At 42.4% G+C, this 23,741-nt stretch carries 20 protein-coding genes; 12 read left to right on the top strand and 8 right to left on the bottom strand.

Annotated features, from left to right (window positions below; translation table 11 throughout):
- Positions 1 to 34: 34 nt before the first annotated feature.
- Positions 35 to 1,306, top strand: a complete 1,272-nt coding sequence (locus ACMFL8_RS07405) for a tyrosine-type recombinase/integrase (protein ID WP_413190562.1) — start codon at positions 35 to 37, stop codon at positions 1,304 to 1,306.
- Between the two features lie 621 nt (positions 1,307 to 1,927).
- The gene (locus ACMFL8_RS07400; RefSeq protein ID WP_404642340.1) at positions 1,928 to 2,293 is read left to right on the top strand and encodes an Imm8 family immunity protein; all 366 of its coding nucleotides are present in this window, start codon (positions 1,928 to 1,930) and stop codon (positions 2,291 to 2,293) included.
- A 171-nt stretch (positions 2,294 to 2,464) separates the two neighbouring features.
- Here the strand turns inward: ACMFL8_RS07400 and ACMFL8_RS07395 are convergent, their stop codons facing one another.
- Complete coding sequence (locus ACMFL8_RS07395; RefSeq protein WP_413190561.1) at positions 2,465 to 2,995, bottom strand: SMI1/KNR4 family protein; 531 nt, start codon at positions 2,993 to 2,995, stop codon at positions 2,465 to 2,467.
- A gap of 422 nt (positions 2,996 to 3,417) precedes the next feature.
- On the opposite strand from ACMFL8_RS07395, the gene ACMFL8_RS07390 reads away from it, so the two are divergent.
- The gene (locus ACMFL8_RS07390; RefSeq protein WP_413190560.1) at positions 3,418 to 5,880 is read left to right on the top strand and encodes a heavy metal translocating P-type ATPase; all 2,463 of its coding nucleotides are present in this window, start codon (positions 3,418 to 3,420) and stop codon (positions 5,878 to 5,880) included.
- Between the two features lie 106 nt (positions 5,881 to 5,986).
- Positions 5,987 to 6,379, top strand: a complete 393-nt coding sequence (gene cueR, locus ACMFL8_RS07385) for a Cu(I)-responsive transcriptional regulator (protein WP_413190559.1) — start codon at positions 5,987 to 5,989, stop codon at positions 6,377 to 6,379.
- A 57-nt stretch (positions 6,380 to 6,436) separates the two neighbouring features.
- On the opposite strand, the gene ACMFL8_RS07380 is transcribed toward cueR, so the two are convergent.
- The 5 genes from ACMFL8_RS07380 to ACMFL8_RS07360 all read right to left on the bottom strand — a co-directional run bounded on the left by ACMFL8_RS07380 (position 6,437) and on the right by ACMFL8_RS07360 (position 10,028).
- The gene (locus ACMFL8_RS07380) at positions 6,437 to 7,621 is read right to left on the bottom strand and encodes a Shedu immune nuclease family protein (RefSeq protein ID WP_413190558.1); all 1,185 of its coding nucleotides are present in this window, start codon (positions 7,619 to 7,621) and stop codon (positions 6,437 to 6,439) included.
- Positions 7,622 to 7,777: 156 nt separating this feature from the next.
- Complete coding sequence (locus tag ACMFL8_RS07375) at positions 7,778 to 8,062, bottom strand: hypothetical protein (protein ID WP_201590524.1); 285 nt, start codon at positions 8,060 to 8,062, stop codon at positions 7,778 to 7,780.
- Positions 8,063 to 8,128: 66 nt separating this feature from the next.
- On the bottom strand, positions 8,129 to 8,365 hold the full coding sequence (locus ACMFL8_RS07370) for a DsbA family protein (RefSeq protein ID WP_413190557.1): 237 nt from the start codon (positions 8,363 to 8,365) through the stop codon (positions 8,129 to 8,131).
- Positions 8,366 to 9,094, bottom strand: coding sequence for an SDR family oxidoreductase (locus tag ACMFL8_RS07365; RefSeq protein ID WP_413190556.1), 729 nt, complete (start codon positions 9,092 to 9,094; stop codon positions 8,366 to 8,368).
- A 10-nt stretch (positions 9,095 to 9,104) separates the two neighbouring features.
- On the bottom strand, positions 9,105 to 10,028 hold the full coding sequence (locus ACMFL8_RS07360; RefSeq protein WP_413190555.1) for a LysR family transcriptional regulator: 924 nt from the start codon (positions 10,026 to 10,028) through the stop codon (positions 9,105 to 9,107).
- Between the two features lie 162 nt (positions 10,029 to 10,190).
- Between ACMFL8_RS07360 and ACMFL8_RS07355 the strand changes: the two genes are divergently transcribed.
- Entirely contained in the window at positions 10,191 to 10,868 is a 678-nt protein-coding gene (locus ACMFL8_RS07355; protein WP_413190554.1) for a glutathione S-transferase family protein, read from the top strand.
- Between the two features lie 118 nt (positions 10,869 to 10,986).
- Positions 10,987 to 12,114 (top strand): zinc-binding dehydrogenase, encoded by a 1,128-nt coding sequence (locus ACMFL8_RS07350; RefSeq protein WP_352309138.1) that lies wholly within the window; start codon positions 10,987 to 10,989, stop codon positions 12,112 to 12,114.
- A 130-nt stretch (positions 12,115 to 12,244) separates the two neighbouring features.
- Here the strand turns inward: ACMFL8_RS07350 and ACMFL8_RS07345 are convergent, their stop codons facing one another.
- Both ACMFL8_RS07345 and ACMFL8_RS07340 read right to left on the bottom strand, forming a co-directional pair.
- A complete protein-coding gene (locus tag ACMFL8_RS07345; protein ID WP_352309137.1) occupies positions 12,245 to 13,222 on the bottom strand; it encodes a DUF4062 domain-containing protein in 978 nt (325 codons plus the stop codon).
- Positions 13,223 to 13,555: 333 nt separating this feature from the next.
- A complete protein-coding gene (locus ACMFL8_RS07340; RefSeq protein ID WP_413190553.1) occupies positions 13,556 to 14,578 on the bottom strand; it encodes a hypothetical protein in 1,023 nt (340 codons plus the stop codon).
- A gap of 242 nt (positions 14,579 to 14,820) precedes the next feature.
- Between ACMFL8_RS07340 and ACMFL8_RS07335 the strand changes: the two genes are divergently transcribed.
- From ACMFL8_RS07335 to acnD, 6 genes are all read left to right on the top strand, one after another.
- Positions 14,821 to 15,831 (top strand): LysR family transcriptional regulator, encoded by a 1,011-nt coding sequence (locus tag ACMFL8_RS07335; RefSeq protein WP_413190552.1) that lies wholly within the window; start codon positions 14,821 to 14,823, stop codon positions 15,829 to 15,831.
- A gap of 286 nt (positions 15,832 to 16,117) precedes the next feature.
- Positions 16,118 to 17,389, top strand: coding sequence for an NRAMP family divalent metal transporter (locus ACMFL8_RS07330; RefSeq protein ID WP_010200402.1), 1,272 nt, complete (start codon positions 16,118 to 16,120; stop codon positions 17,387 to 17,389).
- Positions 17,390 to 17,747: 358 nt separating this feature from the next.
- A complete protein-coding gene (prpB, locus tag ACMFL8_RS07325) occupies positions 17,748 to 18,641 on the top strand; it encodes a methylisocitrate lyase (RefSeq protein ID WP_010200405.1) in 894 nt (297 codons plus the stop codon).
- Between the two features lie 101 nt (positions 18,642 to 18,742).
- Positions 18,743 to 19,393: a DUF2059 domain-containing protein gene (locus ACMFL8_RS07320; protein ID WP_189582086.1), complete on the top strand. Its 651-nt coding sequence runs from the start codon at positions 18,743 to 18,745 to the stop codon at positions 19,391 to 19,393.
- A gap of 91 nt (positions 19,394 to 19,484) precedes the next feature.
- Complete coding sequence (gene prpC, locus ACMFL8_RS07315; protein WP_210539296.1) at positions 19,485 to 20,624, top strand: 2-methylcitrate synthase; 1,140 nt, start codon at positions 19,485 to 19,487, stop codon at positions 20,622 to 20,624.
- 277 nt (positions 20,625 to 20,901) lie between these two features.
- Entirely contained in the window at positions 20,902 to 23,535 is a 2,634-nt protein-coding gene (gene acnD, locus ACMFL8_RS07310; RefSeq protein WP_413191382.1) for a Fe/S-dependent 2-methylisocitrate dehydratase AcnD, read from the top strand.
- The last annotated feature ends 206 nt before the right edge of the window (positions 23,536 to 23,741 follow it).

Below are 23,741 nucleotides of genomic sequence, written 5' to 3'. Positions count from 1 at the left end.
CACATTCCACCTGCAACATTTACGGATATACATAATGGCTGTCAATACTATAAACGATATCAATAAACTTGAATGCCGAGATAAAGATTATTCAATCAGTATTTCAGGCACTTCTGGTCTAAGTGTTCGTATTTACCCAAATGGCAAAAAAGAATACTACCTTCGTTATTCGCATCCACATATCGACGGCAAACGACCTAGAATGATGCTTGGTAAGGTTGATGATATTAGCTTGTATGAAGTTAAGCATAAAGCCGAGTCCATACTCACTCTAGTCTCAAAAGGCTCTGACCCCAAGGCCATACAGCAACAAGAACAAGTTAATAAGTATGCTCATCTAAAAAACGCCACGTTTGCTGAGGTTGCACAGGCTTGGAGAGACCACAAGATAGGGAGTCGTCATCATAGTAAGGCTAAAAAGCCCTCGTTTAGTGAGTCGACCCTCAAGTTTTGGGATTTGTGTCTAGGATATATGTGTCGTGAGATTGGCGACCTAAAAATGAATGATATCACTAGCGAAATTATTTTGGGTGTATGCGAGGCCATTCAAAACAATGAAAACCAAGCCACCTTTGTTGGCGCAAGTACCCGACTTTATACTGAAAAAGTATTTTCGTTCGCGGTAGCGCGAGGATTATGTGACAAAAATGTGGCAATGGACACGCGCGGTGAGCTTGCCCCAGCCAATTCAGGCAATCATTTGCCAGCCATCACTAAGCCTGATAAGTTTGCAATATTGTTACGAGACATGGACTCATTTAAAGGCGCAAGCGCCATTACGATAGAGGCAATGAATCTGTTGCCTTATGTGTTTGTGCGTAGTATCGATTTGCGATCTATGCGCTGGCAGGATATAGATTGGGACAATAAGCTATGGGCGTTCTCCCCTACCAAGGGCGAAGGTCGTGAGGACATGGTGTCGCACTTAGTTGTACCATTAGCGACACAAGTAATTGCACGTTTAAGGAATATACAGTCAATCACAGGTCATAAAGAGTGCGTATTTGCATCGATGCGCGCCTCAAGCAATTCATATATTAGCAAAGCAACCCTAGTACAGATATTTCATCGGCTTGGATATAAGGATGTGCAATGCGCTCATGGATTTCGGGCATCGGCCAAAACCTTGCTGATGGAGCAACCCGAACTGCGCTATTCGGACATCGTGACAGAGTTGCAGCTGGGCCATAGAATCAAAGACACGCATGGCGGTGCTTATAACCGGCTTGATGAGATCGATACCAGAGTGCAAATGATGCAGGATTGGGCCAATTATATAGATGGGCTGCGGAATCATTCTGAATAGAAATTATACATCAGTCATAACATCATCATAAATCAAGTATAAACTTTAGCAAAACATGACAGAACGTACCTGTACGACCTATATGCACACTTAAAATGCATCGAATAATCTCGAATAACTTCGATAATCTCCGCATAATATGCATCGAATAGCATTGTTAATTACCGCATCCTCCTCAATACTTTACTAACGAGTTTTTATAGCAAGCTGACCACCAAAAAATGAGCAACGATAACCAAGTGCTCGGCTGATACGGCATTAAGAGACATTAATGCTTTGGTAAAAAAAGGTATGTTAAAAAAATCTGATGCCTCAGGGCGTAGTACGAGTTATGAAGTCATGCTGTGAATTTAGAGTATTAATAAACAATTTTCTAAGGACGCTTCACAATTTGAGAAACGTCTAGTTAAGGAGGATCTAGAGTATCAAGGCTCGCGGTCTATTATTAGTGGTTCCATTATATCGGTCTGTTTTGAGTAGTCTGTTAATAGGTTTGAAGGCTGAAGTAGCTGGTTCCCTAAGGGTATACTCATTTAATTTTTCAATATGTTTATCGCCTAGCCCTCAGTCATAATGCAGCGTATTGACTAACTATTCAGGTTTTAAACAAAAGGCAACCTAGTGAAAAAGAGACTAATTTTAAAAAATCTTTCATCTTCACAATTGATTCCTCTTCTTGAAGAGTGGAGTCCTGCATCAAATGAAGATGTATATATCTGTTTGGATATGGAAATAGGGTTTTCAGGTCAAGGCGATGGAATTAACTTATTTTATGTAACACTAGCCACTCCTGAGTCATTAAGACGATATGTTGTCGGGCCATGTCTTGCAAAGAATAGGACGATACTCATATCCGAGTATAGCTATCAGATAGTTATGAATATTATTCTTGAAATACTTGACGACTGTACCAGAGAAACATTTGAGGAGAGCTGTACTGTACTTCAAAGGTATTTTTCTTGGGAGTATGAAGACTATAATATGTAGTGCTGATATCGACAGCGAAATGTTGTTAATAATATTGTTGATAGTAAAGAGATGAAAACTACGTAATACCTTGTCTATAGCCAATAGTTCGATGCCTGTATAGCGCACCGATCATGGATTAGTAGAAATGAATGCGACCATCAAAAATCGACCTTTATACACCCTACTAAACTATATTTGAGGATTGTTCTTAGCATGCTGTAATCTCGCATAAAACTCTGGATCAGTATCCGCTAAGCTGTTTTCATACTCTTCTTCAGAAGTCAAGGACTCAATAAAACAATCAAAACTATCAGCTATTCTAATGAGGGTATCAATATCATCAGCGTAAGAGGACTCATGATCATAAAAGTACACTCCACCATAATGTTTGGGTAGCAAGTAAATACAAAAATAATTTCCAAATGTGTCATCAGAAAATGCAAGCAACCCTGTCTTTCTTGTGCTGTTATCATCACCAAAGTTCGATTCTAATCTACAGTATTCAGGACCGTCATGTATACCTAGCATACTGTGTATTCTCGTTTCGCCTTCAGCATCTGATATACTGCAAACAGTATTAATAGGCTCTGCGCCATTAAAATCAAGGAGGTATTTGCGATAATCCTCTGGTAAACGATACTGTATTATTTGTTCAAAATCTTCTAATGTCTTGATGCTAAGCTCTCCATAAGGGTTAGCTTTTTGATACTTTATTTCCATGAATTGATGCCTTGATTTAAGTTGACCTTCCACATCTTACATTATCAAAATCTTAAGAAATAGGAAACACAATCAATATCAGGTGTATCTCTGTTATTATCCTCGAAATATCAGCCATATGTACACTCACAAGTACACTGGAATTATTTCAATAACTCAAACTGTTGATACCATCATCCTACAGCCTAGTGTTCAAGTCCTGAATAGGGTACTGCCCCTGTTTCCATGAGATAAGTTATCGGCAATATCCTTCTTTGTTATCTACCACTCCTCTCATTTTAACCTTCCGCACCTTCACCTCGTCACCGCAATAAGGCTCAAGTATGCTTTTTTGAAAGTATTGTAGAAATACGCTTGACCTTACCATGATGTCAACCTATATGCTGTCACTATAGATTAGATTAAAAACGACAGAGGTTGTTATGAAAACAAAAAATACTAAAGCCCCTACTTATCATGAAGTACTGAGCATTGAAGGCATGAGTTGCGCCTCTTGTGTGGGGCGTATCGAAAAACAATTAAAAAATATTGAGCATGTTGAAAATGCCGAGGTAAACCTTGCCACTGAACAGGCGACTGTTTACTCATCTCAGCCTGTAGATGTTGCCCAATTAAACAAAGCGGTAGAGCGCGCAGGTTATAAGGTGACTGAAACCAAGCCTATCGAACTATCCATAGAAGGCATGAGCTGTGCTTCTTGCGTTGGACGAGTAGAAAAATCCTTGGCCAAAGTCGCTGGCGTGCAACAAGCTACTGTAAACCTTGCGACTGAACGCGCTTGGATTAAAGGCGATGCGCAAATACAGACTAGTGACTTAATTGAGGCCGTCAAAAAAGCGGGCTACGAGGCGAAACTGGTAGAACAAGACCAAAGTGATCGACAAGATAAGAAAGCAGCAGAGCAAAATCAGCTTAAACGAGATTTAGGGCTTTCTGCGCTGCTGTCACTGCCCGTATTCATTCTAGCAATGGGCTCGCATATGATTCCCGCCTTTCATATGTGGGTAGTGAATAACCTCGGCACTCAGCAAAGTTGGCTGATACAGTTTGTTTTGACCACATTGGTACTACTTTTCCCAGGCCGACGCTTTTATCAAAAAGGCGTGCCAGCCTTATTGCGTTTTGCGCCAGATATGAATTCGCTAGTGGCGATTGGTACCGTCGCAGCATATGGCTTTTCTCTAATAGCGACCTTTATCCCGCAAGCGTTACCTGAAGGCACGGTGCACGTCTATTACGAAGCCGCTGCCATGATTGTGAGCTTGATACTATTAGGACGCTATTTTGAAGCAAAGGCCAAAGGACGTACTTCTCAAGCCATCCAGCATTTAGTAGGCATGCAGGCAAAGACCGCCCGTGTTCAGCAAGATGGTAAAGTCATTGAAGTCCCTGTAGAAGACGTCACTGCACAAATGATAGTTGAGATTCGTCCAGGCGAGCGTGTGCCTATCGATGGCGAAGTCGTTGACGGTCACAGTTATATTGATGAATCTATGATTACTGGTGAACCTGTCCCTGTGAAAAAACAAGCAGGCGATCAAGTGGTCGGCGGTACTATCAATCAAAATGGCACCGTGAATATTCGAGCAACGGCCATCGGTGAAGATTCTGTATTGGCACAAATCATTCGTATGGTAGAACAAGCCCAAGGCTCTAAATTACCGATTCAAGCATTGGTGGATAAAGTCACCATGTGGTTTGTACCAGCGGTGATGTTTTTATCAGCATTAACCTTTATAGTTTGGTTGATTTTTGGCCCTGACCCTGCCTTAACCTTTGGTTTAATCAATGCGGTTGCCGTGCTCATTGTGGCTTGCCCTTGTGCAATGGGATTGGCTACCCCGACTTCTATTATGGTCGGCACGGGTCGTGGTGCAGAATTGGGTGTGCTATTTCGTAAAGGTGAAGCGCTACAAATGCTTCAGGATGTGAGCGTAGTGGCCGTTGATAAAACAGGCACACTGACTGAAGGCAAACCTACGTTGACAGATTTTCAAGTTCAACAAGGGTTTGAGAAAGAACAAGTCCTACGTGTGGTGGCATCGGTTGAAGCAAAATCTGAGCATCCAATCGCCTTAGCCATTGTTCAGGCCGCAGAACAACAGACTATTCAACTGCTTCCTATCACTGACTTTGAGGCGATGACGGGTTTGGGTATTCAAGCAAACGTGGCAGGCCAAGTGATTCACATTGGCGCAGATCGTTATATGCAACAATTAGGGCTTGATGTTGCGCCTTTTGAGCAAGATGCGCTACGTTTGGGGCAAGAAGGTAAAACCCCACTCTATGTCTCTATTGACCAGCAGTTGGCCGCTATCATCGCCGTTGCAGATCCTATTAAAGAGACGACTCATGCCGCCATCGCCGCACTACATCAGTTGGGCTTAAAAGTGGCTATGATTACAGGTGATAATCGCCATACCGCCCAAGCGATTGCCGCAAAATTAAATATTGATCAGGTAGTAGCAGAAGTATTACCCGAAGGCAAAGTAGATGCAATACGCCAGTTACAAGAACAATATGGCCGAGTGGCATTTGTTGGTGACGGTATCAATGATGCCCCTGCATTGGCTCAATCCGATGTTGGATTGGCCATTGGTACAGGCACAGACGTGGCGATTGAGGCGGCTGAAGTGGTGCTAATGTCAGGTAGTCTGCAAGGCGTGCCTACCGCGATTGCATTGAGCAAGGCTACCATCAGTAATATCAGACAAAATCTGGCTTGGGCATTTATTTATAATGTTGCTTTAATCCCGATTGCCGCAGGTGTCTTGTATCCTGCCTTTGGCATCCTACTCTCACCCATTTTTGCGGCAGGTGCCATGGCGCTGTCTTCTGTTTTTGTCTTAGGCAATGCCTTACGCCTCAAGTACTTTAAAGCATAGTCAGCGAACTACTAAACCGCTACAGAGTAAATATAGAATCGTAAAGAATATCCATATAGGGTTTAAATATTAATGCTTAAACCCTTTCTAGGTTAGGAGGAGAAATATGAATATTGGTCAAGCATCAAAGCAATCAGGCATCTCTACCAAAATGATTCGCTACTATGAGCAGATTGGCTTGCTAGAAACAGTCAATCGCTCGAACTCAGGTTATCGCTTGTATTCTAAAGACGATATAGACGACTTATGCTTTTTAAGACATTCTCGTGACTTGGGATTCTCATCCAAGCAAATGAAAGAGTTACTGTATTTGCGCAAAAATGCCAATCGTCAGAGCGCGGATGTTAAGCAACTGACACAAGAGCATATCGAAACGTTAAACCAAAAAATTGCCCAATTGCAGGAGATGGTCGATTCGTTACAGAATTCTTTTGAGCATTGCGCAGGCGACGATAATGCAGACTGCGCTATTTTAGAGGATCTAGGGCAAGCTAAATGAAGCGGATGCTAGCACTGGCATCAACTGCGTAGTAAGCTGTCAGATTGTATGCCCTTGTTATGCATTTTTTGGTAACTCTTGATGAACTATATAATATGCTCTCTCATATAACTCATCATAAGTGAGTATTTCAACATTTCTTGAATCTCTTCGGTACAACTCAAATGTTTTCATTTTAATTTCATAATCTCTAGGATTTCCAGAAACCTCATCCTTCCGGCCTATAATTAGAATCGCTTTAGGATCACTTGTTTTTTGATGAATAGGGAAACCCTGATCATCATAATTTGTAACCGGAGACTTTATTTCCCAAGCTGCTTTCTGAGCCAATATTTGTGACACTGCATGAACTAGATATTGAGATAGTCTCCAGCTATGCGACCTGTTCTTTCCTAGTTCAAATAGCAAGGTGTCAGGTCTTTTAAGCTCAACAAGCACTGTAAAATCAGTACTTCCCATAAGAAAGTCACTATTTACTGTGTTTTTTCCATCTACATCAACACCAGAGACAGCAGCCTCTTTCTGTAAAATAGAAAGAAACCTATAATCGAGACCATAACCGAATATCCAAGTGTTTTCTGTGAAGAATCCTTGCCATTGAGCCTCATTCCAATCTTTGTCGACATATAGCTTCTGATGAAAAAGCCTTAGTCCATCCTTTCTTCCGGTTAGGATATCCAAATCCTGTTTAGTAAGTGAACTGTCACGCATTTTTTCGAGAAAGTTAATGCGATGTTCACCATCAAGGTGCAAAAATGAATCTAATAGCTCTTTATCTTCTTTATTAACTAGAACTTTATCTCTGAGGTTAGATAGGCTTTGCTTGAAGTTATTTGTATTAGATAAGTCGATAAATCTTACAAGATTAAGAAACTCTAATAGCCCATGGAATTCGTTGTCATAAAAGCTGAAGCTTGTTTCTTTCGTTGGGTTCCCTGTATCTCCTCTAAACTTCTGAAGAACGAAACCGAGACGATTATTGTCATTTTCATGAACAATAACTTTAATCTGATCTCTCCCAGTGGGTGAACTTCTGAGAATAAATTCACCTTTCACACGAACAATCTCGCTTGACTCAGACTCACCAAATACTTTACGGATTACCCGTCGACTGTTTTGCTCTCCCGTTACACTGTTTTTAGATTCATCAAGCTTTGATACGTAAATTGTGTCAGGTCCGCTTTTTTCGCGAAGCTTGTAATAATAAATCTCACCATCTTCCTTAGTATAAAAAGATTCCAAACTTAAACCCCTCTCGAATATTGATCATGTGTAACAGCGTATTGAACATTATTTTGGGGCATAATAGCACCTCAAAACGGCGTATATTATAGAGTCTGATGATTTCGCCAAAAACCAACTGTTATTTGTCCGTGTTTAACAGCTTGTTATGCATACTTACACAACTTTAGTAAACCGTTTGTTTAGTACTAGTTTATCGTAATACGAACCACTTAATAGTTTTTTAGCTGCTTTATCTAATTGCTCAAAGTCAGAGTCATTTTCGATGGTAACAATAACGTCACTGCCATTTTGCTGTAACTTGGAAACAAATTCTAGATTGTTTATATCTTCAACGAATGCTGATAAATACATCTCATAATTCTCATTTTCAGGCATAAATGGACGATATACGCTTAAATCAGATTCTGTGATTTTTCGGATTGATAATTGATACTGCATAATTTTCCTTGTGTGCCTAACGATTTAATAGTGCGCGAATCCCACATATTTCTGCTGATACAACACTCATTTTTCTACTTTATATACTTTTAACAAATAGACGTATTCAATCCCTGCTTTAGACAGAACTTCGGCGATTACTTCTGGTGATTTCATATTCAGTTTTTCCGCCCATATACCATTGAACACCGCTGTTAGATACGCCTGAAACTCAGGTTGTTCTAGATAAACGGTAACGCCGCGCATCAGCTGCATTGTATTTAACGGGAAAAAAGGATTAAAGCGAAACGGCACGTCATACATTTAGAAAGTTTCTAACCATGGGCGTAGATCAAGCTCGTGCGTCCAGCAATCTTTTGGCTGACAATGCAATTGCCAATATTGCTCAGCGATATGCTCTGGATTTAATATACCGTCTTGATCTTTTAGGGTATAGCGCTCAGGAAAATTGTCACGGATAAAGGCCGTATCAATCACGCCATCAATAATAGTATGTGCCACGTGTATGCCTGCTGGTCCCAACTCTCGAGCCATGCTCTGTGCCAAAGCCCGTAACGCAAATTTAGCGCTAGCAAAAGCAGAAAAACCTTTAGCACCTCGCACAGAAGCCGTCGCGCCAGTGAATATAATGGTTCCTTTTTCACGCGGAATCATGACTTTCGCCGCCTCTCTCCCTGTCAAAAACCCAGATAACGCTCCCATTTCCCACACTTTTCTATAAACTCTTTCTGTGGTATCTAAGAGGGAGAAATGCACGTTTCCACCTATGTTAAACACCACTACTTCAATCGGTCCAATGTCTTTTTCAATATGAGCAAACAGCTCAACCATCTCTTGCTCGACACGCGCATCACAACCAAATGGTTTGACGACTCCCCCCGCCGCTTCAATATCACTGACTAAAGCACTCAGTTTTTCGACACTCCTTCTGGTCACGCATAAGGTAAAACCCTCTTTCGCGAAACGTCTTGCAACAGCGCTGCCAGTGGCATCGCCTGCGCCAATGACAACTGCAACGGGTGCTCTATTCATCTCTATTTCCTTATACGTTTATCATAGATTCATTATCGATTTTTATTTTCTCAACCAAAAAGTCCACAGCCGCTTTCACTTTTGGTACTAAGTAGCGCTGTTTTTGGTACAACAAATACACCGCCATATCAGCATGTTGGGTAATCGTTAATGTATGCTCAAAGTTTAGTTCTATCAGTTGTCCTGACTCAAGATATGACGCTAACGCCCATCGAGTTGACATTAAAACACCGTCACCGTCACAAGCTTTTTTTGCCAGCCACGGCCCGTTGTTTGAAATCGCTACCGCAGGCCCTGAGACATCATGCCACTGATCGTTCACATGACATAGCCAAGGCGTTGGCCCTGTTGGTGCTTTAAAATAAAGGCCTTTATGATCCTTTAATTCCATCACGTGGCTAGGTATACCGCATTTTTCCAGATAACTAGGGGACGCAACCGGAATAAAGCCATTGTCCATGAGTCTTATTGCGAGCACTCGCTCATTGGGCGCGTAGCCACCGCGAATCGCAATATCGACATCATCACGCCCAAGCGTTGACAGCTCATCACTTAAACTGACATCCAATACAATCTCTGGGTATAACAGACTAAATTCATCTAATAAAGGTAGCAGTATTTTTTCACCAAAACCCACCATCGAGCTGATGCGCAAACGCCCCATTGGCGTCGTTTGGTAGCTGCGAACCGTCTCTTTACTTTGTTCTAATTGGTTCAATATCTGCTGCACGTCGTTGTAATAGACTTGCCCCACTTCGGTCAGCTTAACGATGCGGGTCGAACGCTTTAATAATGTCGCGCCCAAACTCTTTTCTAAATCAGAAACACGTCTCGACAATGATGATGGCGGCACATTAAAGGCACTTGCCGCTTTGGTAAAACTACCCATTTCGACGACCTTACTAAAATATCGTATTGCACGTAGTTGATCCAACCTATTTCTCCATTCAATAAATATTTGAGTATTTTCGCTCTATTATTGTCTTAATAACAATAGTGATTCACGTTTTACCTTATATATAACCATATTAAAACCAGTAATAATGTGTTTAACTTAAAAATTACAACTTTTATATCAACAATGGAAAATGGACTTATGATTACTTTGCATGGTTTTGCTGCGAGCAACTATTACAATATCGTGAAACACACCCTTTTATTCAAAGAACTATCATTCCAAGAAAACCTTGTCTACGGTAGTAGTGACGAGTTGATGAAAGTCAGCCCAGTTGGCAAAGTACCTGCCATCACAACCCCTGATGGCTTTAACTTGTCAGAATCGAGCGTTATTTGTGATTTTTTAGAAGCAACTTACCCAGAAAAGCCGTTATATCCTAAAAATGCGGCAGAACGCGCAACTGTGCGTCAAATTATGAAGATATCAGAGCTTTATTTTGAGCTACCAAGCCGTAGGCTAATCCCTTATGTTTTTTCAGGCACTGATGCCCCTGAATCTGTCAAGGATGAAGTACGCCAAGTATTGAGCCGCGGTATTATTGCCTTGAATCGCTTGTGTCAATTCTCGCCTTGGATTGCAGGTGACGAATTCACGATGGCTGACATCTATGTTTATTATGTGAATACTATTGTCAGCGCATTTGCCTCTACCCAACTTAACTGGGATGTGCTGGCAGAAATCCCAGGTATGAAAGAGTGGAATACTGCTGTGAAAAAGTCTGATACTGCCAAACAAGTAGAGGAAGGTCGTCTAGCAAACATGCCAGAGTTTATGCAGCATGTGACAGCCCAAATTAAAGCCGCAAACGCTGGCTAGTTTGATATTAAAAAGTACTTAACTACAGAACAACCTTTGTATTCAATAACCAAAAAATAGGGCCAATACAATACCATCATTGGTTCAATAACTATAACGATTTGCAGGAGCAAACTTTATGACTGATAAAAATATCCAACTGACCTCAACCATTAGTGAAGACAATAAATTAACATTGGCATTACAAGAGATTGATATGCCGCAGCCTGGTGCCGATGAAGTCGTTGTGCGCATTGAAGCGGCACCATTGAACCCATCTGACTTGGGGGTTATGTTCAGCGCCGCCAATATGGCAACCGCTGTACAATCAGGCACCGACGAAAACCCAGTCATCACGGCTGATGTCCCCGCCCAGTTTATGCCATCGCTAAAAACACGTGTGGGTAAAGCCACGCCTGTGGGCAATGAAGGCGCAGGGACTGTGGTCGCAGCGGGCTCATCAGATGCCGCACAAGCATTGATGGGTAAGACGGTAGCTGTGATTGGCGGTGGGACTTATCGTCAATACCACTGTGTCAATGTACAAAGCTGCCTAGAATTAAAAGAAGGCACCACGGCTAAAGAAGGCGCCTCTTCTTTTGTGAACCCGCTTACTGCGTTAGCGATGGTTGAAACCATGCGTGCGGAAGGGCATAAAGCCATCATTCATGCAGCGGCAGCCTCTAGCCTTGGTCAAATGTTAAACCGTATTTGTATGGCTGATGGCATTGATTTGATCAATATTGTACGTAGAGATGAGCAAGAAACGCTATTGCGTGATATGGGCGCAAAATATGTGGTCAACTCAAGCAGTGATAATTTCATTGCTGATTTAACGGCAGCGATTATCGAAACAGGTGCCACTATCTCATTTGACCCTATCGGTGGCGGTCAGTTAAGCAGCGATATTCTTAACTGTATGGAAACGGCTATCACTCGTGATGTAGAAGAATACAGCGTTTATGGGTCTGACACTTTTAAACAAGCTTATATTTATGGCGCACTAAACCGCGGCCCTATTACATTGAACCGTAACTTTGGTTTTGCTTGGGGTGTTAATGGATTCTTATTGTTCAATGCGCTAGGCAAACTGGGCACTAAAACAGTCATGTCGATGCGCAAACGTGTTGCAGAAGAAATCACCACGACATTTGCCAGCAGCTATACGCATGAAGTGTCATTAGCAGAGGCATTAAAACTACAATCAATCGCTGCTTACGGTAAACAAGCGACCGGTGAGAAGTACTTAATCACGCCTCAAGCTTAATTGTTGTTTAAAAAGTAATTTAGAAACAAAAAAGCAGATATCGATTATGATGTCTGCTTTTTTTGTGTTTGATAGTAAGCTAAGTTATTTAAAAAAATATCAGTATTGTAATCGAGGAATATACTACAAGTCATACAGATATAGATTTTTTTGCTAAAAATTCTGCTTTATCAAGATAGGCTAGTAGTTGAATACCATTTTGAGTAATAGCAAAACGACGCCATTGAACACTTGCAACTTTCTCATTAATGACTAGACCATGTATTTGTAATTTCGGGCAAACGTTATAGTATAAAAACGTATCTAAATCAGAAGAGTTTCTACTATTGCTAACACCTACAATAAATGATTTGCTAGTTTGTTTGAATATATTTAACAAACTTATAGTTGTATCTTGATCATCACTTGTTAAATTTGCTGGAATTTTAACTTCAGTTGCTTCTAGTATCGAAATTAATTCATCGTAATTATCATCTGAGATTTCATATTGTGGTTTAGATATCTTTTTCTCAGCATTTGATAAATCAGACTTTAACTGTTCATTTTCTAAGCGAAGGGCTGATATTTCATCAAGCAAAGATTGTGAGTTTGTTACTTCATCTGAACTTACCCAACCTTTTAAGTCACGGTTAGTGGCAAAATCTGAAAGACTTTCGTATACACAAAGTCGGATATCTTTTTCATCTGAGAAAAATGAGGATATATTTGAGAGCGCTTTTTCACGAAAGCCTTTCAACTGCTTGGGATTGTCTCTTTCTATTAAGGGTGTCCCAGATGCTTTTACTCTTTCTTCTAATGCGTCTTCGTCAATAACTACAGCAAATAGAGGTTTACCTTGCTCTAAAGCATAATCATACTCCAATTCTGTATAACTAACTTGAGTTGACGATTCAACGCTTCCATAACGCCCACCTAGAATCAACATGTATACATCCGACTCATCAATCCAGCGCCGAATGGTATCCATCTGTGACTGATCTCCAGAAGTAAAGAGTTCCATACCAGCAGGAATGTGCCCTGCCTTCAATATGGCACTTACAGCTGCTTGCCTATCAGATCTTAAATCTTCATATGTCGAAGAAACGAAAACTTGCAGCTTTTTTTTCAATCTAATCCCCTAGATGCTTGTAAAGTTATATTTTTAATTTTGACTGTTTTTGATACTTCAGACTGGGTTATCTTATATTACTCAATAATTCCATTAAATCGACCACTTATAAACAATTTATTATAATTTGATTCTTACCGAAAATAGATTAAATAGAAAATGCTGAAATCAGTGCCCTACTACATCAATAGCTTGCGATAGATTATCCCTTTATTACTTAGACAAAAAATAACCTTGTAGATAATAGAAAGATTTTACATGCAACAGATTAAAAAATCGCCCGCTATAACGGCCAAAAGCGCGTATTGCCCTTGTTAAGACTTGCCAGCCTAACTAATCATTGGTTTCGCGATATAACGTATTTTGTGACTCTTCTCTAAAATCCTCGTAAGTAATCGCGGCTTCGTTGTCCAAGCCATCGGTAGTTGCTTCTACTATCTGCTCTGTCTCTTTATCCGCTGCGACACTTGATGGTGCATCAGTTTGATTGGGATTGATAACTGCTGATGATTCAGTGTCAGTCACTGGTGGATTATTCGAGAGGGTTGTCGCCTTAGCTGCCTTAGCCTGAATCTTAGGTTGAGTAGCGCTACTGACATTGGTGTCAATAGCGCTCGCCACCTCTTTAGAGGCGTCAGACACTGTACCTTCTGTCGAAGGAGATAAGATGCCACTGGCATTAATGGCTAACACAATAATAGCGGCCAATAATGTCCCGATAGCAATGCCAATGATGAGAGGCTTTTTATTACTGGCGAGCTTACGCTGCGGTTTTACTGCTTCGTTGTTAGCAGGTTCTGCCGTATTTTCAACGACTGTATTTTCAGCAACTTTGCTTTCAACCACTTGCTCATCATTATGAGCTGGGTGAAAAGTATCAGTATCATCACTGGTATGCTCAACATGACTGCTGTCTAGTTCAAGGTCTGAATTTTCATCCAAATCATAGCTATCTGGATAGTCTCTATTTGATGATTGAGTAGTGGATGATTGAGGCGTATCTGCTAGTGGCTCATCGTTGCCAAATATTTCCTCTTCATTAATAAAGTCAAAGCTGACATCTGTAGTTGTCGTATCTGATATATCAATGTCTATCCCCTCATTACCCTCTGAGGTGGCAAAAAACTGCAAATCTTCTGAGCTTAAAGACTCATAATTAGGAGATTGTCGTATATTTTCCCATGGCGTTAAGTGGTCAGACTTGCCCTCGTCCTGATTGTTATCCTCTGTACCGTCAACACGACTGATAAAGCGTTCATAGATATTATTTTTGACAAGCTTACGCGATTTTTTATTAACAAGTTTGGCCAACTCCTCGTCGAAATCAGTACTGATGTCTTTTTTTTCATCGTTCATAGAATAACACCAAGCCAGTTTATTCTACTGGCGTTAAATGACTGCTAAAATGAAATTGTAATTTTTCTTGCGCAAGTGTAACAATGTTACCAACCCTCAATATAGTTGCTCACCTCACTATCTTCAAGCATAATTTATTCGATATCACTAATATTTATACGTCGCCTCTCAAACAGTAAGGTGAATACGTATGAAAAACCGATCTCTATAGAGACACCCTATACCATAACAGGCGCAATAATATGGATTTAAAACAGCTCAATGCGTTTATTGCTGTTGCAGATTTGCGTAGCTTTAGCGCAGCAGCGACTAAAACTGGATTGTCACAGCCAAGTCTGAGTCGCCTGCTCAAACAGCTTGAGACCGATATGGGCGTGGTACTCATTGATCGCTACCATAGACCGCTCCATCTGACTGAGGCGGGAGCATTTTTTTACGATAAAATCAGTACCATACTGACAGAGATCGATACCGTTACCAGCATGACGCAACGCTTATCAGCGCCAAGCAGCGTCTTAAACATTGGTTTTGTGCCGTCAGTGCTGTATGGACTACTGCCTGAAATAATTGCAACGCTCAAGCAATCCAATCCTGATATCGATGTTAATTTAAAGGATATTAGCTCTTATCAGCAAATGGATGCCCTAAAAAGTGGTGAAATTGACATTGGTTTTGGTCGTTTTGCTCATCAGGATGCATGGATTCAACAGATACTATTGCGTCATGAGCGTTATGTGGTGGCACTTCCTAAAGCCCATCCGTTGGCTCATGTGCGTGAGCAGCGTTTGATTGATTTGGCAAACAACCGCTTGATTCTATATCATCAAACGCATCTGCCAGTCTTGACGACGACAGCCAGCACATTAACAGCTGATATGGGAAGTAGCACAGTAAACGCCAATAGTGAGCAGCCACCGCTGAATGAGCCCATCACCGAACCTTTGCTACATCTGTTTGCACAATATGGCATCTCGCCATTTATGACCACCACAGTGAGCGACTTGCAAGTCGCACTTGGTTTGGTGGCTGCGGGCGAAGGTATTACCTTAGTGCCTGCCAGCCTACAAACGGTACGCACGGAACAAATCAGCTATCAACGTTTGGTTCATGAAAACGTCACCTCGCCTATTTTTCTACACACCCTCAAAGATTTTGTGCATCCAAAAATACCTGATTTGCTCGTCGCCATTTATCATGTCTATGAGCAGCGCGGCATCACATACCGGCAGCAGAAATTTGTGTCAGAGCCTTAAATTATCAGCTATCGAATGAATATTGTGTTATAAAGAACCGCCAAAAAATAATCAATCCTAATGCTTGATATTATGGATTGATTATGCTAACTAAAAAGAATGGCAATGCAAACAAATAGTAATAATGACTAGAATAATCGTTCTCCTGAGTAGCATTGGTGTGCTAAAGTCGATACAAGATGAATCGTTTTATATTTAAGCAAGTGATATACCGATTCTCTAATGATCATTGGCAAGCTGACACAGGAAAGTGATAATTTGCCGTTTTAACCATTTCGAGGTATTTATGACCACACAACGTATGAACAACCCTGATAGCGCTACTGCCCAGGAAGGCTTTAGTTGGCGCATCTTTGGTCCTGGCATTCTGATGGCAACGGCTGCCATTGGTGGCTCGCATTTAATTTCATCAACGCAAGCGGGTGCTATCTATGGCTGGCAGCTGGCAATAATGATTATTTTGGCCAATGTCTTCAAGTATCCGTTCTTTCGTTTCGCGACAGATTATGTCTATGACACGGGCGAGAGCTTAATCGCTGGCTATGCCAAACGCTCAAAAGCCTATCTGTGGATTTACTTTATATTATCCATTTTATCAGCCGTCATCAGTACTGGCGCAGTCTCTTTGATCGCCGCAGTGATATTGGGCTTTATGCTCCCCGCCTCCCTCGGGTTATCAACGATGGCGTTGTCGTTAATCATCGTTGCCGTTTCTTGGTTCTTTTTGATAGCAGGACATTATAAGTTGCTCGATGGCCTGACCAAGTGGATTATGATTGCGCTGACGACGGCGACCGTCGCTGCCGTGATTATTGCTGCTGGCAAGCCGACAGTGATGACCGTTGACTTTGTTGCTGCCTCTCCTTGGAATTTGGCGACCTTGGGTTTCATCGTCGCGCTAATGGGCTGGATGCCGGCGCCGCTCGAATTTGCCGCCATTACCTCTATGTGGACGTCTGCTAAAGTCAAAGCCGACCATACAACCAAGCGTCAAGGGTTACTGGACTTTAATGTTGGTTATTCAATTTCTGCTATTTTGGCGTTGTTCTTTTTATCGCTTGGTGTTTTTGTGCAATATGGCTCGGGTCAAGAGATTGAGCTGGTCGGCGGTGCATATATCAATCAGCTGATTAACATGTATACCGCCACCATTGGTGAATGGTCGAGATTACTGGTCGCCTTCGTCGCCTTTATGTGTATGTTTGGCACCACGATTACCTGTGCGGATGGCTATGGGCGCGCCAATGCAGAGTGCTGGCGTTTGATTAAAGGCGAAAGTGAAATCACCAAAAAACAAATTGCTTTTTGGACGACCTATGCCATCGGTGGTGGCTTGGTTATTATTACTTTCTTTACTGGACAATTAGGCTCTATGCTGAAATTTGCCATGATCTCCGCTTTTGTCTCCGCGCCTATCTTTGGCTGGTTAAACTACTCGTTGGTTCGTAGTCATCAAAAACTATCGGCAGGCATGAATGCGCTATCAGTTGCAGGCTTAATCTTCTTAGGCGGCTTTGCGCTACTATTCCTAGCTAATTTGGCGGGTCTGTTTGGTTAAACAAACACTGACAATCTAACGCGTCTAGTCGTATGTCATAAAAGCCCTAATAGCTGAGTTATTAGGGCTTTTTTAATGGCTACTGATAAGTAGACAAAGCAATAATGCCCCCAATAATTGTAACTAAATGTAAAAAATTAGTCATAAGAATTTTGATTGCTTGAGAAAAATGAATAGTTAGCCAAGCAGATCGTTATAAAATACATAATGCTATTTGATTTATGAATATTATTAAAAATACTACATTTATTAATTAAAATAAATAAACAATAATTCAATGCATAGCCTTTGCAGGGGTGATTAATTGGGTATAATCAACAACAACGATAACACTATCCCTCCACGTAAGGACTACGACATGACCTCACCATCCGCTGGCGCGCGCTTTCGCAGTGCAATGAAACAAAAAAATGATAACAATCAACCATTACAGATCGCTGGCGCAATCAACGCCTATACAGCGATGATGGCGACGCAGGTCGGTCATCAGGCTTTATATCTCTCTGGGGCTGGCGTGGCCAATGCCTCATTCGGCTTACCTGATTTGGGTATGACTAGCCTTGATAATGTCCTAGAAGACGCCCGCCGTATTACGGATGCGGTTGATACCCCGCTGCTTGTCGATATTGATACTGGCTTTGGTGGCGCGTTTAACATTGCTCAAACGATTAGAAAAATGGAAAAAGCAGGCGTGGCAGCGGTACATATCGAAGATCAAGTCGCTCAAAAGCGCTGCGGTCATCGCCCAAATAAAGAAATCGTTAGCATCTCAGAAATGGTTGACCGCTTAAAAGCCGCTCTTGATGCCAGAACGGATAAGGACTTTGTCATCATGGCTCGTACTGATGCCTTATCTGTTGAAGGACTTGATGCAGCCGTTGAGCGCGCCGTTGCCTTTCAAGAAGCGGGCGCTGACATGATCTTTGCAGAAGCCTTAACCGATATCGAGATGTATCGTAAGTTTACTGATGTACTTGATATCCCAGTACTAGCAAACATGACGGAGTTTGGTCAGACGGATTTATATACCACAGAGCAATTATATGCCGTTGGTGTTGATATGGTGCTGTATCCGCTATCAGCTTTTCGCGCGATGAACAAAGCGGCATTAAACGTTTATCAGCATCTATTGAATGATGGCACCCAAGACAAAGTTGTGGATACCATGCAAACCCGCATGGAGCTGTATGATTTCTTGAATTATCATGAATTTGAGCAAACGCTAGATAACTTGTTCGCTGATAATAAGTAGTTAGTCATTAATAGTTAGCACCTGACAACGCCGTAGAGATAAATCACCTTTGGGTGTTTTTATCTCTATGAAATTCGTCTTTATTTAATTTTAGGTTATTTATGTCATTTTTTAATTCTAGTTCTGTTGTAAAAGCTTCACTACTTAGCAGCACGCTTGCCGCTTTGTTATTCACAACAGGCTGTGATAAAACACCAGAAACCGCTGATGACACGACCAGTAATGCAAGTGACGTTGCTGTTGCCGATACGTCTGCTGCGCAGCCAGCCAGTCAAGACGATCTTGTGATGACGACAATTACGTTAGATACCGTCAACAGTCTGTTGTTCGCCCCGATTATCACTAGCGGTGCGCTCAGTGCAGAGCAAGTAAGCTGCCTTGAATCGCGCGACAAAGACTTGGGCAAAGCGGAAGTCGATAGTTTCTATAAAAGTCAGTTTACCGATGCTGAGTTAAAAGAGCTGGATAAGTTTTATACCTCAGATGTAGGGGAAAAGCTGATTGCGTTTGGCAATGAGCAATTGCGCGTCATGAATGGTGAAGAAGTTGCAACGCCAATGGCTGACCCTACCCCAGAAGAAATGACTGAAATCCAAACCTTTATGGAATCACCGCTTGGCGTCAAGTACATGAAAATTAACAATGCAGAAGGCGCAGGCAGCGCGATGGAAGTATTGAATGTGCCTATTGAAGCTGAGTTTGAGCGTTGCAATGTCGATTTAGATGATACACAGCCTGAACAGCCTACGTAGCTGTCAGTCAGCGATATAGTAAGTCATAAATTAACGGTAAGAAATACTCCCTTTTCAATTCAAAAAAGCTACCCACAAAAGGAATTTAATCATGGCAGCACAGAACCCATCAACGAAAGTATTGTCAGGCGCAGGACTACGCGGTCAAGTCGCTGGCAAGACCGCTTTATCTACCGTTGGCAAATCAGGCTCCGGCTTGACGTATCGCGGTTACGATGTGTCAGAATTGGCAGACAAATGCATCTTTGAAGAAGTCGCCTATCTATTGCTTTATGGCAACCTACCTACGCAGAGTGAGCTTGATGCGTATCAAACCAAGTTAAAAGGTCTACGTGGTCTATCACAGCCGCTAAAAGACGTGCTTGAGCGTATCCCAGCTGACGCCCATCCGATGGATGTCTTGCGTACTGGCTGCTCTATGCTCGGTAACCTTGAGACTGAAATGAGTTTCGACGAAGAAAACGACCAAGCTGATCGTATGCTTGCTGTTTTCCCATCTATCATTAACTATTGGTATCGCTTCACGCATGACAATGTACGTATCGAAACCGAGACGGATGATGAAACCATCGGTGGACATTTCTTACATCTACTAAAAGGTGAGAAACCAAACGAGCTACATACCAAAGTAATGAACGTTTCGCTTATTTTATACGCTGAGCATGAGTTCAACGCTTCAACCTTTACTGCGCGCGTCTGTGCCTCTACCCTATCTGATATCCATTCTTGTATCACTGGTGCAATTGGTACCTTACGTGGTCCTTTACATGGCGGTGCCAACGAAGCAGCGATGGATATGATTGAAGGCTTTAGCTCACCTGATGAAGCCGAAGAAGAAATGATGGGGATGCTGGCTCGTAAAGACAAAATCATGGGCTTTGGTCATGCCATCTATAGTGAGTCAGATCCACGCAATGTCGTGATTAAAGGTTGGGCTGAGAAACTGGCAGCGGATGTCGGTGATGAAGTGTTATATCCAGTATCAGTACGCTGTGAGGAAGTCATGTGGCGCGAGAAGAAATTGTTCTGTAATGCTGACTTTTTCCATGCGTCTGCCTATCATTTCATGGGTATTCCAACCAAATTGTTCACACCTATCTTTGTTTGTTCACGCTTGACGGGCTGGGCATCTCATGTATTTGAGCAGCGTGCGAATAACCGTATCATCCGCCCAAGTGCCGAATATACTGGTGAAGAGTTACGTCCTGTACCAGATATGAGTGCGCGTTAATTTAGCACTTAATGTTGAGTAAGTTTTAGCTTGGTAGGGTGTGTTCCATCGTATTAATAACGACTTTCAGGTACACAGGTCGCACCCTACGTTTTCTTATTCTTACCTTTATTTCCCTTGCAAATTTATACCGTTTTTTTAGCAAAGCCTGCCAGCACTACTAATGACAACATTAGCGATAACAACGGCATAGCAATGATTTTGCTAAAAAAATTTCAACCTAAATTAACCAGCCAACCGCCAAAGGTGACTTATGGACAACGCCCTAGTACAACCCATGAATGAAAAATTCAAAAAGCCATTACCCGATACGGATTTATATTACTTTGATACCCGTGAAGCCGTTGAGAATATCGAAGTGGGCGCATATGACAAACTACCGTACTCATCCAAAGTACTGTGTGAAAACTTGGTTCGTCGTTGCCCACCTGAAGACTTAACCGCCGCATTGACCCAGCATATTCAGGGTAAGCAAGACCTTGATTTTCCTTGGTATCCGGCTCGCGTCGTTTGTCATGATATCTTGGGTCAGACCGCTTTTGTTGATTTGGCAGGCTTGCGTGATGCCATCGCTGAACAAGGTGGCGATCCATCGAAAGTTAATCCTATCGTACCGACCCAGCTCATCGTTGACCATTCATTGGCTGTTGAGCATGCCGGCTTTGAAGAAAACGCGTTTGAAAAAAACCGTGCCATTGAAGAGCGCCGTAACGATGACCGTTTTCACTTTATCAACTGGTGCGAGTATGCCTTTGATAACGTCAACGTCGTACCGCCTGGTAACGGCATCATGCATCAAATTAACTTAGAGAAAATGTCGCCAGTGGTACAAGTCGTAAAAGGCAAAGACGGTCGTGAAGTGGCCTTTGCTGACACGCTTGTTGGTACGGATAGCCATACGCCTATGGTTGATGCCTTAGGTGTTATCTCAATCGGTGTTGGCGGTCTAGAAGCCGAGAGCGTCATGCTGGGGAATCCATCATATATGCGCTTGCCTGATTTTGTTGGCGTAAAATTAACCGGTAAATTGCAAAAAGGCGTTACTGGTACCGATTTGGTCTTGGCAATGGCTGAATTTTTACGCAACGAAGGCGTGGTCTCTACCTATATTGAATTTTTCGGTGATGGCGCACGCCAGCTAACCGTTGGTGATCGTGCGTCTATCTCTAACATGACCCCTGAATATGGCGCAACGGCAGCGATGTTCTATATCGATGAGCAAACCATCGATTATTTGCGTCTAACGGGTCGTTCTGAGCCTCAGATCAAATTGGTTGAGCAGTATGCTAAACAAACCGGCCTATGGGCTGATGGTATGGAAAACGCCGAATACGCGCGCGTGCTTGAGTTTGACTTGTCAGCCGTCGTACGTAATCTGGCTGGCCCTTCGCGTCCACATGCACGGGTATCGACCACGGATTTGGTTGCCAAAGGCATTGCTCATGGCGCTGACGAAAAACTACCTGAACCAAAAGACGGTCTGATGCCAGATGGCGCGGTTATCATTGCTGCCATTACCAGCTGTACCAACACCTCTAACCCTCGCAATATGGTTGCCGCAGGCCTCGTCGCCCGTAATGCCAATGCAAAAGGCTTATTACGTAAACCTTGGGTAAAATCATCGTTAGCGCCCGGCTCTAAAACCGTCAAGATGTACTTAGAAGAAGCTGGTCTCATGTCTGAGATGCAGCAAATAGGCTTTGATGTGGTTGGCTTTGCTTGTACCACCTGTAATGGTATGAGTGGCGCGCTTGACCCTGATATCGAAAAAGAAATCATTGATAATGACTTATTCACCACGGCAGTTTTATCAGGCAATCGTAACTTTGATGGTCGTATCCATCCTTATGCCAAGCAAGCCTTCTTAGCGTCACCACCACTGGTTATCGCTTATGCTATCGCGGGCAATATTCGCTTTGATATTGAAAAAGACTCATTAGGCCAAGACCAAAACGGCAATGAGGTTTACCTAAAAGACATCTGGTTCGACGATGACGAAGTGGATGCTATCGTGGCAGAAGCCGTGAAGCCTGAACAGTTCAATGCCGTCTATATCCCGATGTTTGATGAGGCCAAAAAAGACACTGGCAAGGCTTTAAGCCCATTATACAACTGGCGTGATCAGACCACTTATATCCGCCGTCCACCGTATTGGGAAGGCAAAATGGCAGCAATGAACAAATTAAAAGGTATGCGTCCGTTGGCAGTATTGGGCGACAATATCACCACTGACCATATGTCACCATCGAATGCTATTTTGGGTGATTCAGCTGCTGGTGAATATCTTGATACCATGGGCTTGCCTGCCGAGGACTACAACTCATATGCCACCCATCGCGGCGATCACTTAACGGCACAGCGAGCAACTTTTGCCAATCCTAAATTGCTTAATGAAATGGTACGTGATGAAGACGGTGAAGTCATCCAAGGCTCACTGGCGCGCGTAGAGCCAGAAGGTCAAGTCATGCGCATGTGGGAAGCGATTGAGACCTATATGAACCGTGAGCAGCCGCTCATCATCATCGCAGGTGATGGCTATGGTCAAGGCTCAAGCCGTGACTGGGCTGCCAAAGGTGTGCGTCTCGCTGGTGTGGAAGCCGTTGTCGCTGAGGACTTTGAACGTATTCATCGTCAAAACTTAGTTGGCATGGGCGCGCTACCTCTACAGTTCGAAGAAGGTACGACTCGTCATACGTTAAACATTGATGGTTCAGAAACTTTTGATGTCACGGGCGAAGTCTCTGCTGGCGGGCTGATGACACTAGTTATTCATCGTACTGATGGCAGCACCACTGAGACACCTATTATCTGCCGTTTAGATACGGCTGATGAAGTCAAAATGTACAACGCTGGCGGTATGCTACAACGTTTTGCTAAAGAGTTTATCGAGGGTACGCTAGATATTGTGTAAATCCTTGCCTTTGATTCAAGTTTTTTAAAACGTAAAAACAAAAAGAGCTACTTTAAGAGTGGCTCTTTTTTTAATTTTCGCTAAATTAATGAACAAAATTCAGCCTTTGTTCTCTTGCTATAGGTTTCAAACCCCATTGATTTATAATATACTGGTTTGGTTCACAAAGTATTATCCTGATAATTGCATTATTTTATTGACCTCTT

It is taken from the genome of Psychrobacter sp. AT9 (assembly GCF_047272965.1).
Lineage (GTDB): Bacteria > Pseudomonadota > Gammaproteobacteria > Pseudomonadales > Moraxellaceae > Psychrobacter > Psychrobacter glaciei.
The sequence above is the reverse complement of the archived record's forward strand: the minus strand, read 5'-3'. Positions and strand labels throughout refer to the sequence as shown.

Excerpts from the sequence above, each read along its gene's own strand:
- ACMFL8_RS07405 (WP_413190562.1), top strand. The coding sequence starts at position 35 with ATGGCTGTCAATACTATAAACGATATCAATAAACTTGAATGCCGAGAT.
- ACMFL8_RS07395 (WP_413190561.1), bottom strand. The coding sequence starts at position 2,995 with ATGGAAATAAAGTATCAAAAAGCTAACCCTTATGGAGAGCTTAGCATC.
- ACMFL8_RS07390 (WP_413190560.1), top strand. The coding sequence starts at position 3,418 with ATGAAAACAAAAAATACTAAAGCCCCTACTTATCATGAAGTACTGAGC.
- cueR (WP_413190559.1), top strand. The coding sequence starts at position 5,987 with ATGAATATTGGTCAAGCATCAAAGCAATCAGGCATCTCTACCAAAATG.
- ACMFL8_RS07375 (WP_201590524.1), bottom strand. The coding sequence starts at position 8,062 with ATGCAGTATCAATTATCAATCCGAAAAATCACAGAATCTGATTTAAGC.
- ACMFL8_RS07370 (WP_413190557.1), bottom strand. The coding sequence starts at position 8,365 with ATGTATGACGTGCCGTTTCGCTTTAATCCTTTTTTCCCGTTAAATACA.
- ACMFL8_RS07365 (WP_413190556.1), bottom strand. The coding sequence starts at position 9,094 with ATGAATAGAGCACCCGTTGCAGTTGTCATTGGCGCAGGCGATGCCACT.
- ACMFL8_RS07355 (WP_413190554.1), top strand. The coding sequence starts at position 10,191 with ATGATTACTTTGCATGGTTTTGCTGCGAGCAACTATTACAATATCGTG.
- ACMFL8_RS07350 (WP_352309138.1), top strand. The coding sequence starts at position 10,987 with ATGACTGATAAAAATATCCAACTGACCTCAACCATTAGTGAAGACAAT.
- ACMFL8_RS07340 (WP_413190553.1), bottom strand. The coding sequence starts at position 14,578 with ATGAACGATGAAAAAAAAGACATCAGTACTGATTTCGACGAGGAGTTG.
- ACMFL8_RS07335 (WP_413190552.1), top strand. The coding sequence starts at position 14,821 with ATGGATTTAAAACAGCTCAATGCGTTTATTGCTGTTGCAGATTTGCGT.
- ACMFL8_RS07330 (WP_010200402.1), top strand. The coding sequence starts at position 16,118 with ATGACCACACAACGTATGAACAACCCTGATAGCGCTACTGCCCAGGAA.
- prpB (WP_010200405.1), top strand. The coding sequence starts at position 17,748 with ATGACCTCACCATCCGCTGGCGCGCGCTTTCGCAGTGCAATGAAACAA.
- ACMFL8_RS07320 (WP_189582086.1), top strand. The coding sequence starts at position 18,743 with ATGTCATTTTTTAATTCTAGTTCTGTTGTAAAAGCTTCACTACTTAGC.
- prpC (WP_210539296.1), top strand. The coding sequence starts at position 19,485 with ATGGCAGCACAGAACCCATCAACGAAAGTATTGTCAGGCGCAGGACTA.
- acnD (WP_413191382.1), top strand. The coding sequence starts at position 20,902 with ATGAATGAAAAATTCAAAAAGCCATTACCCGATACGGATTTATATTAC.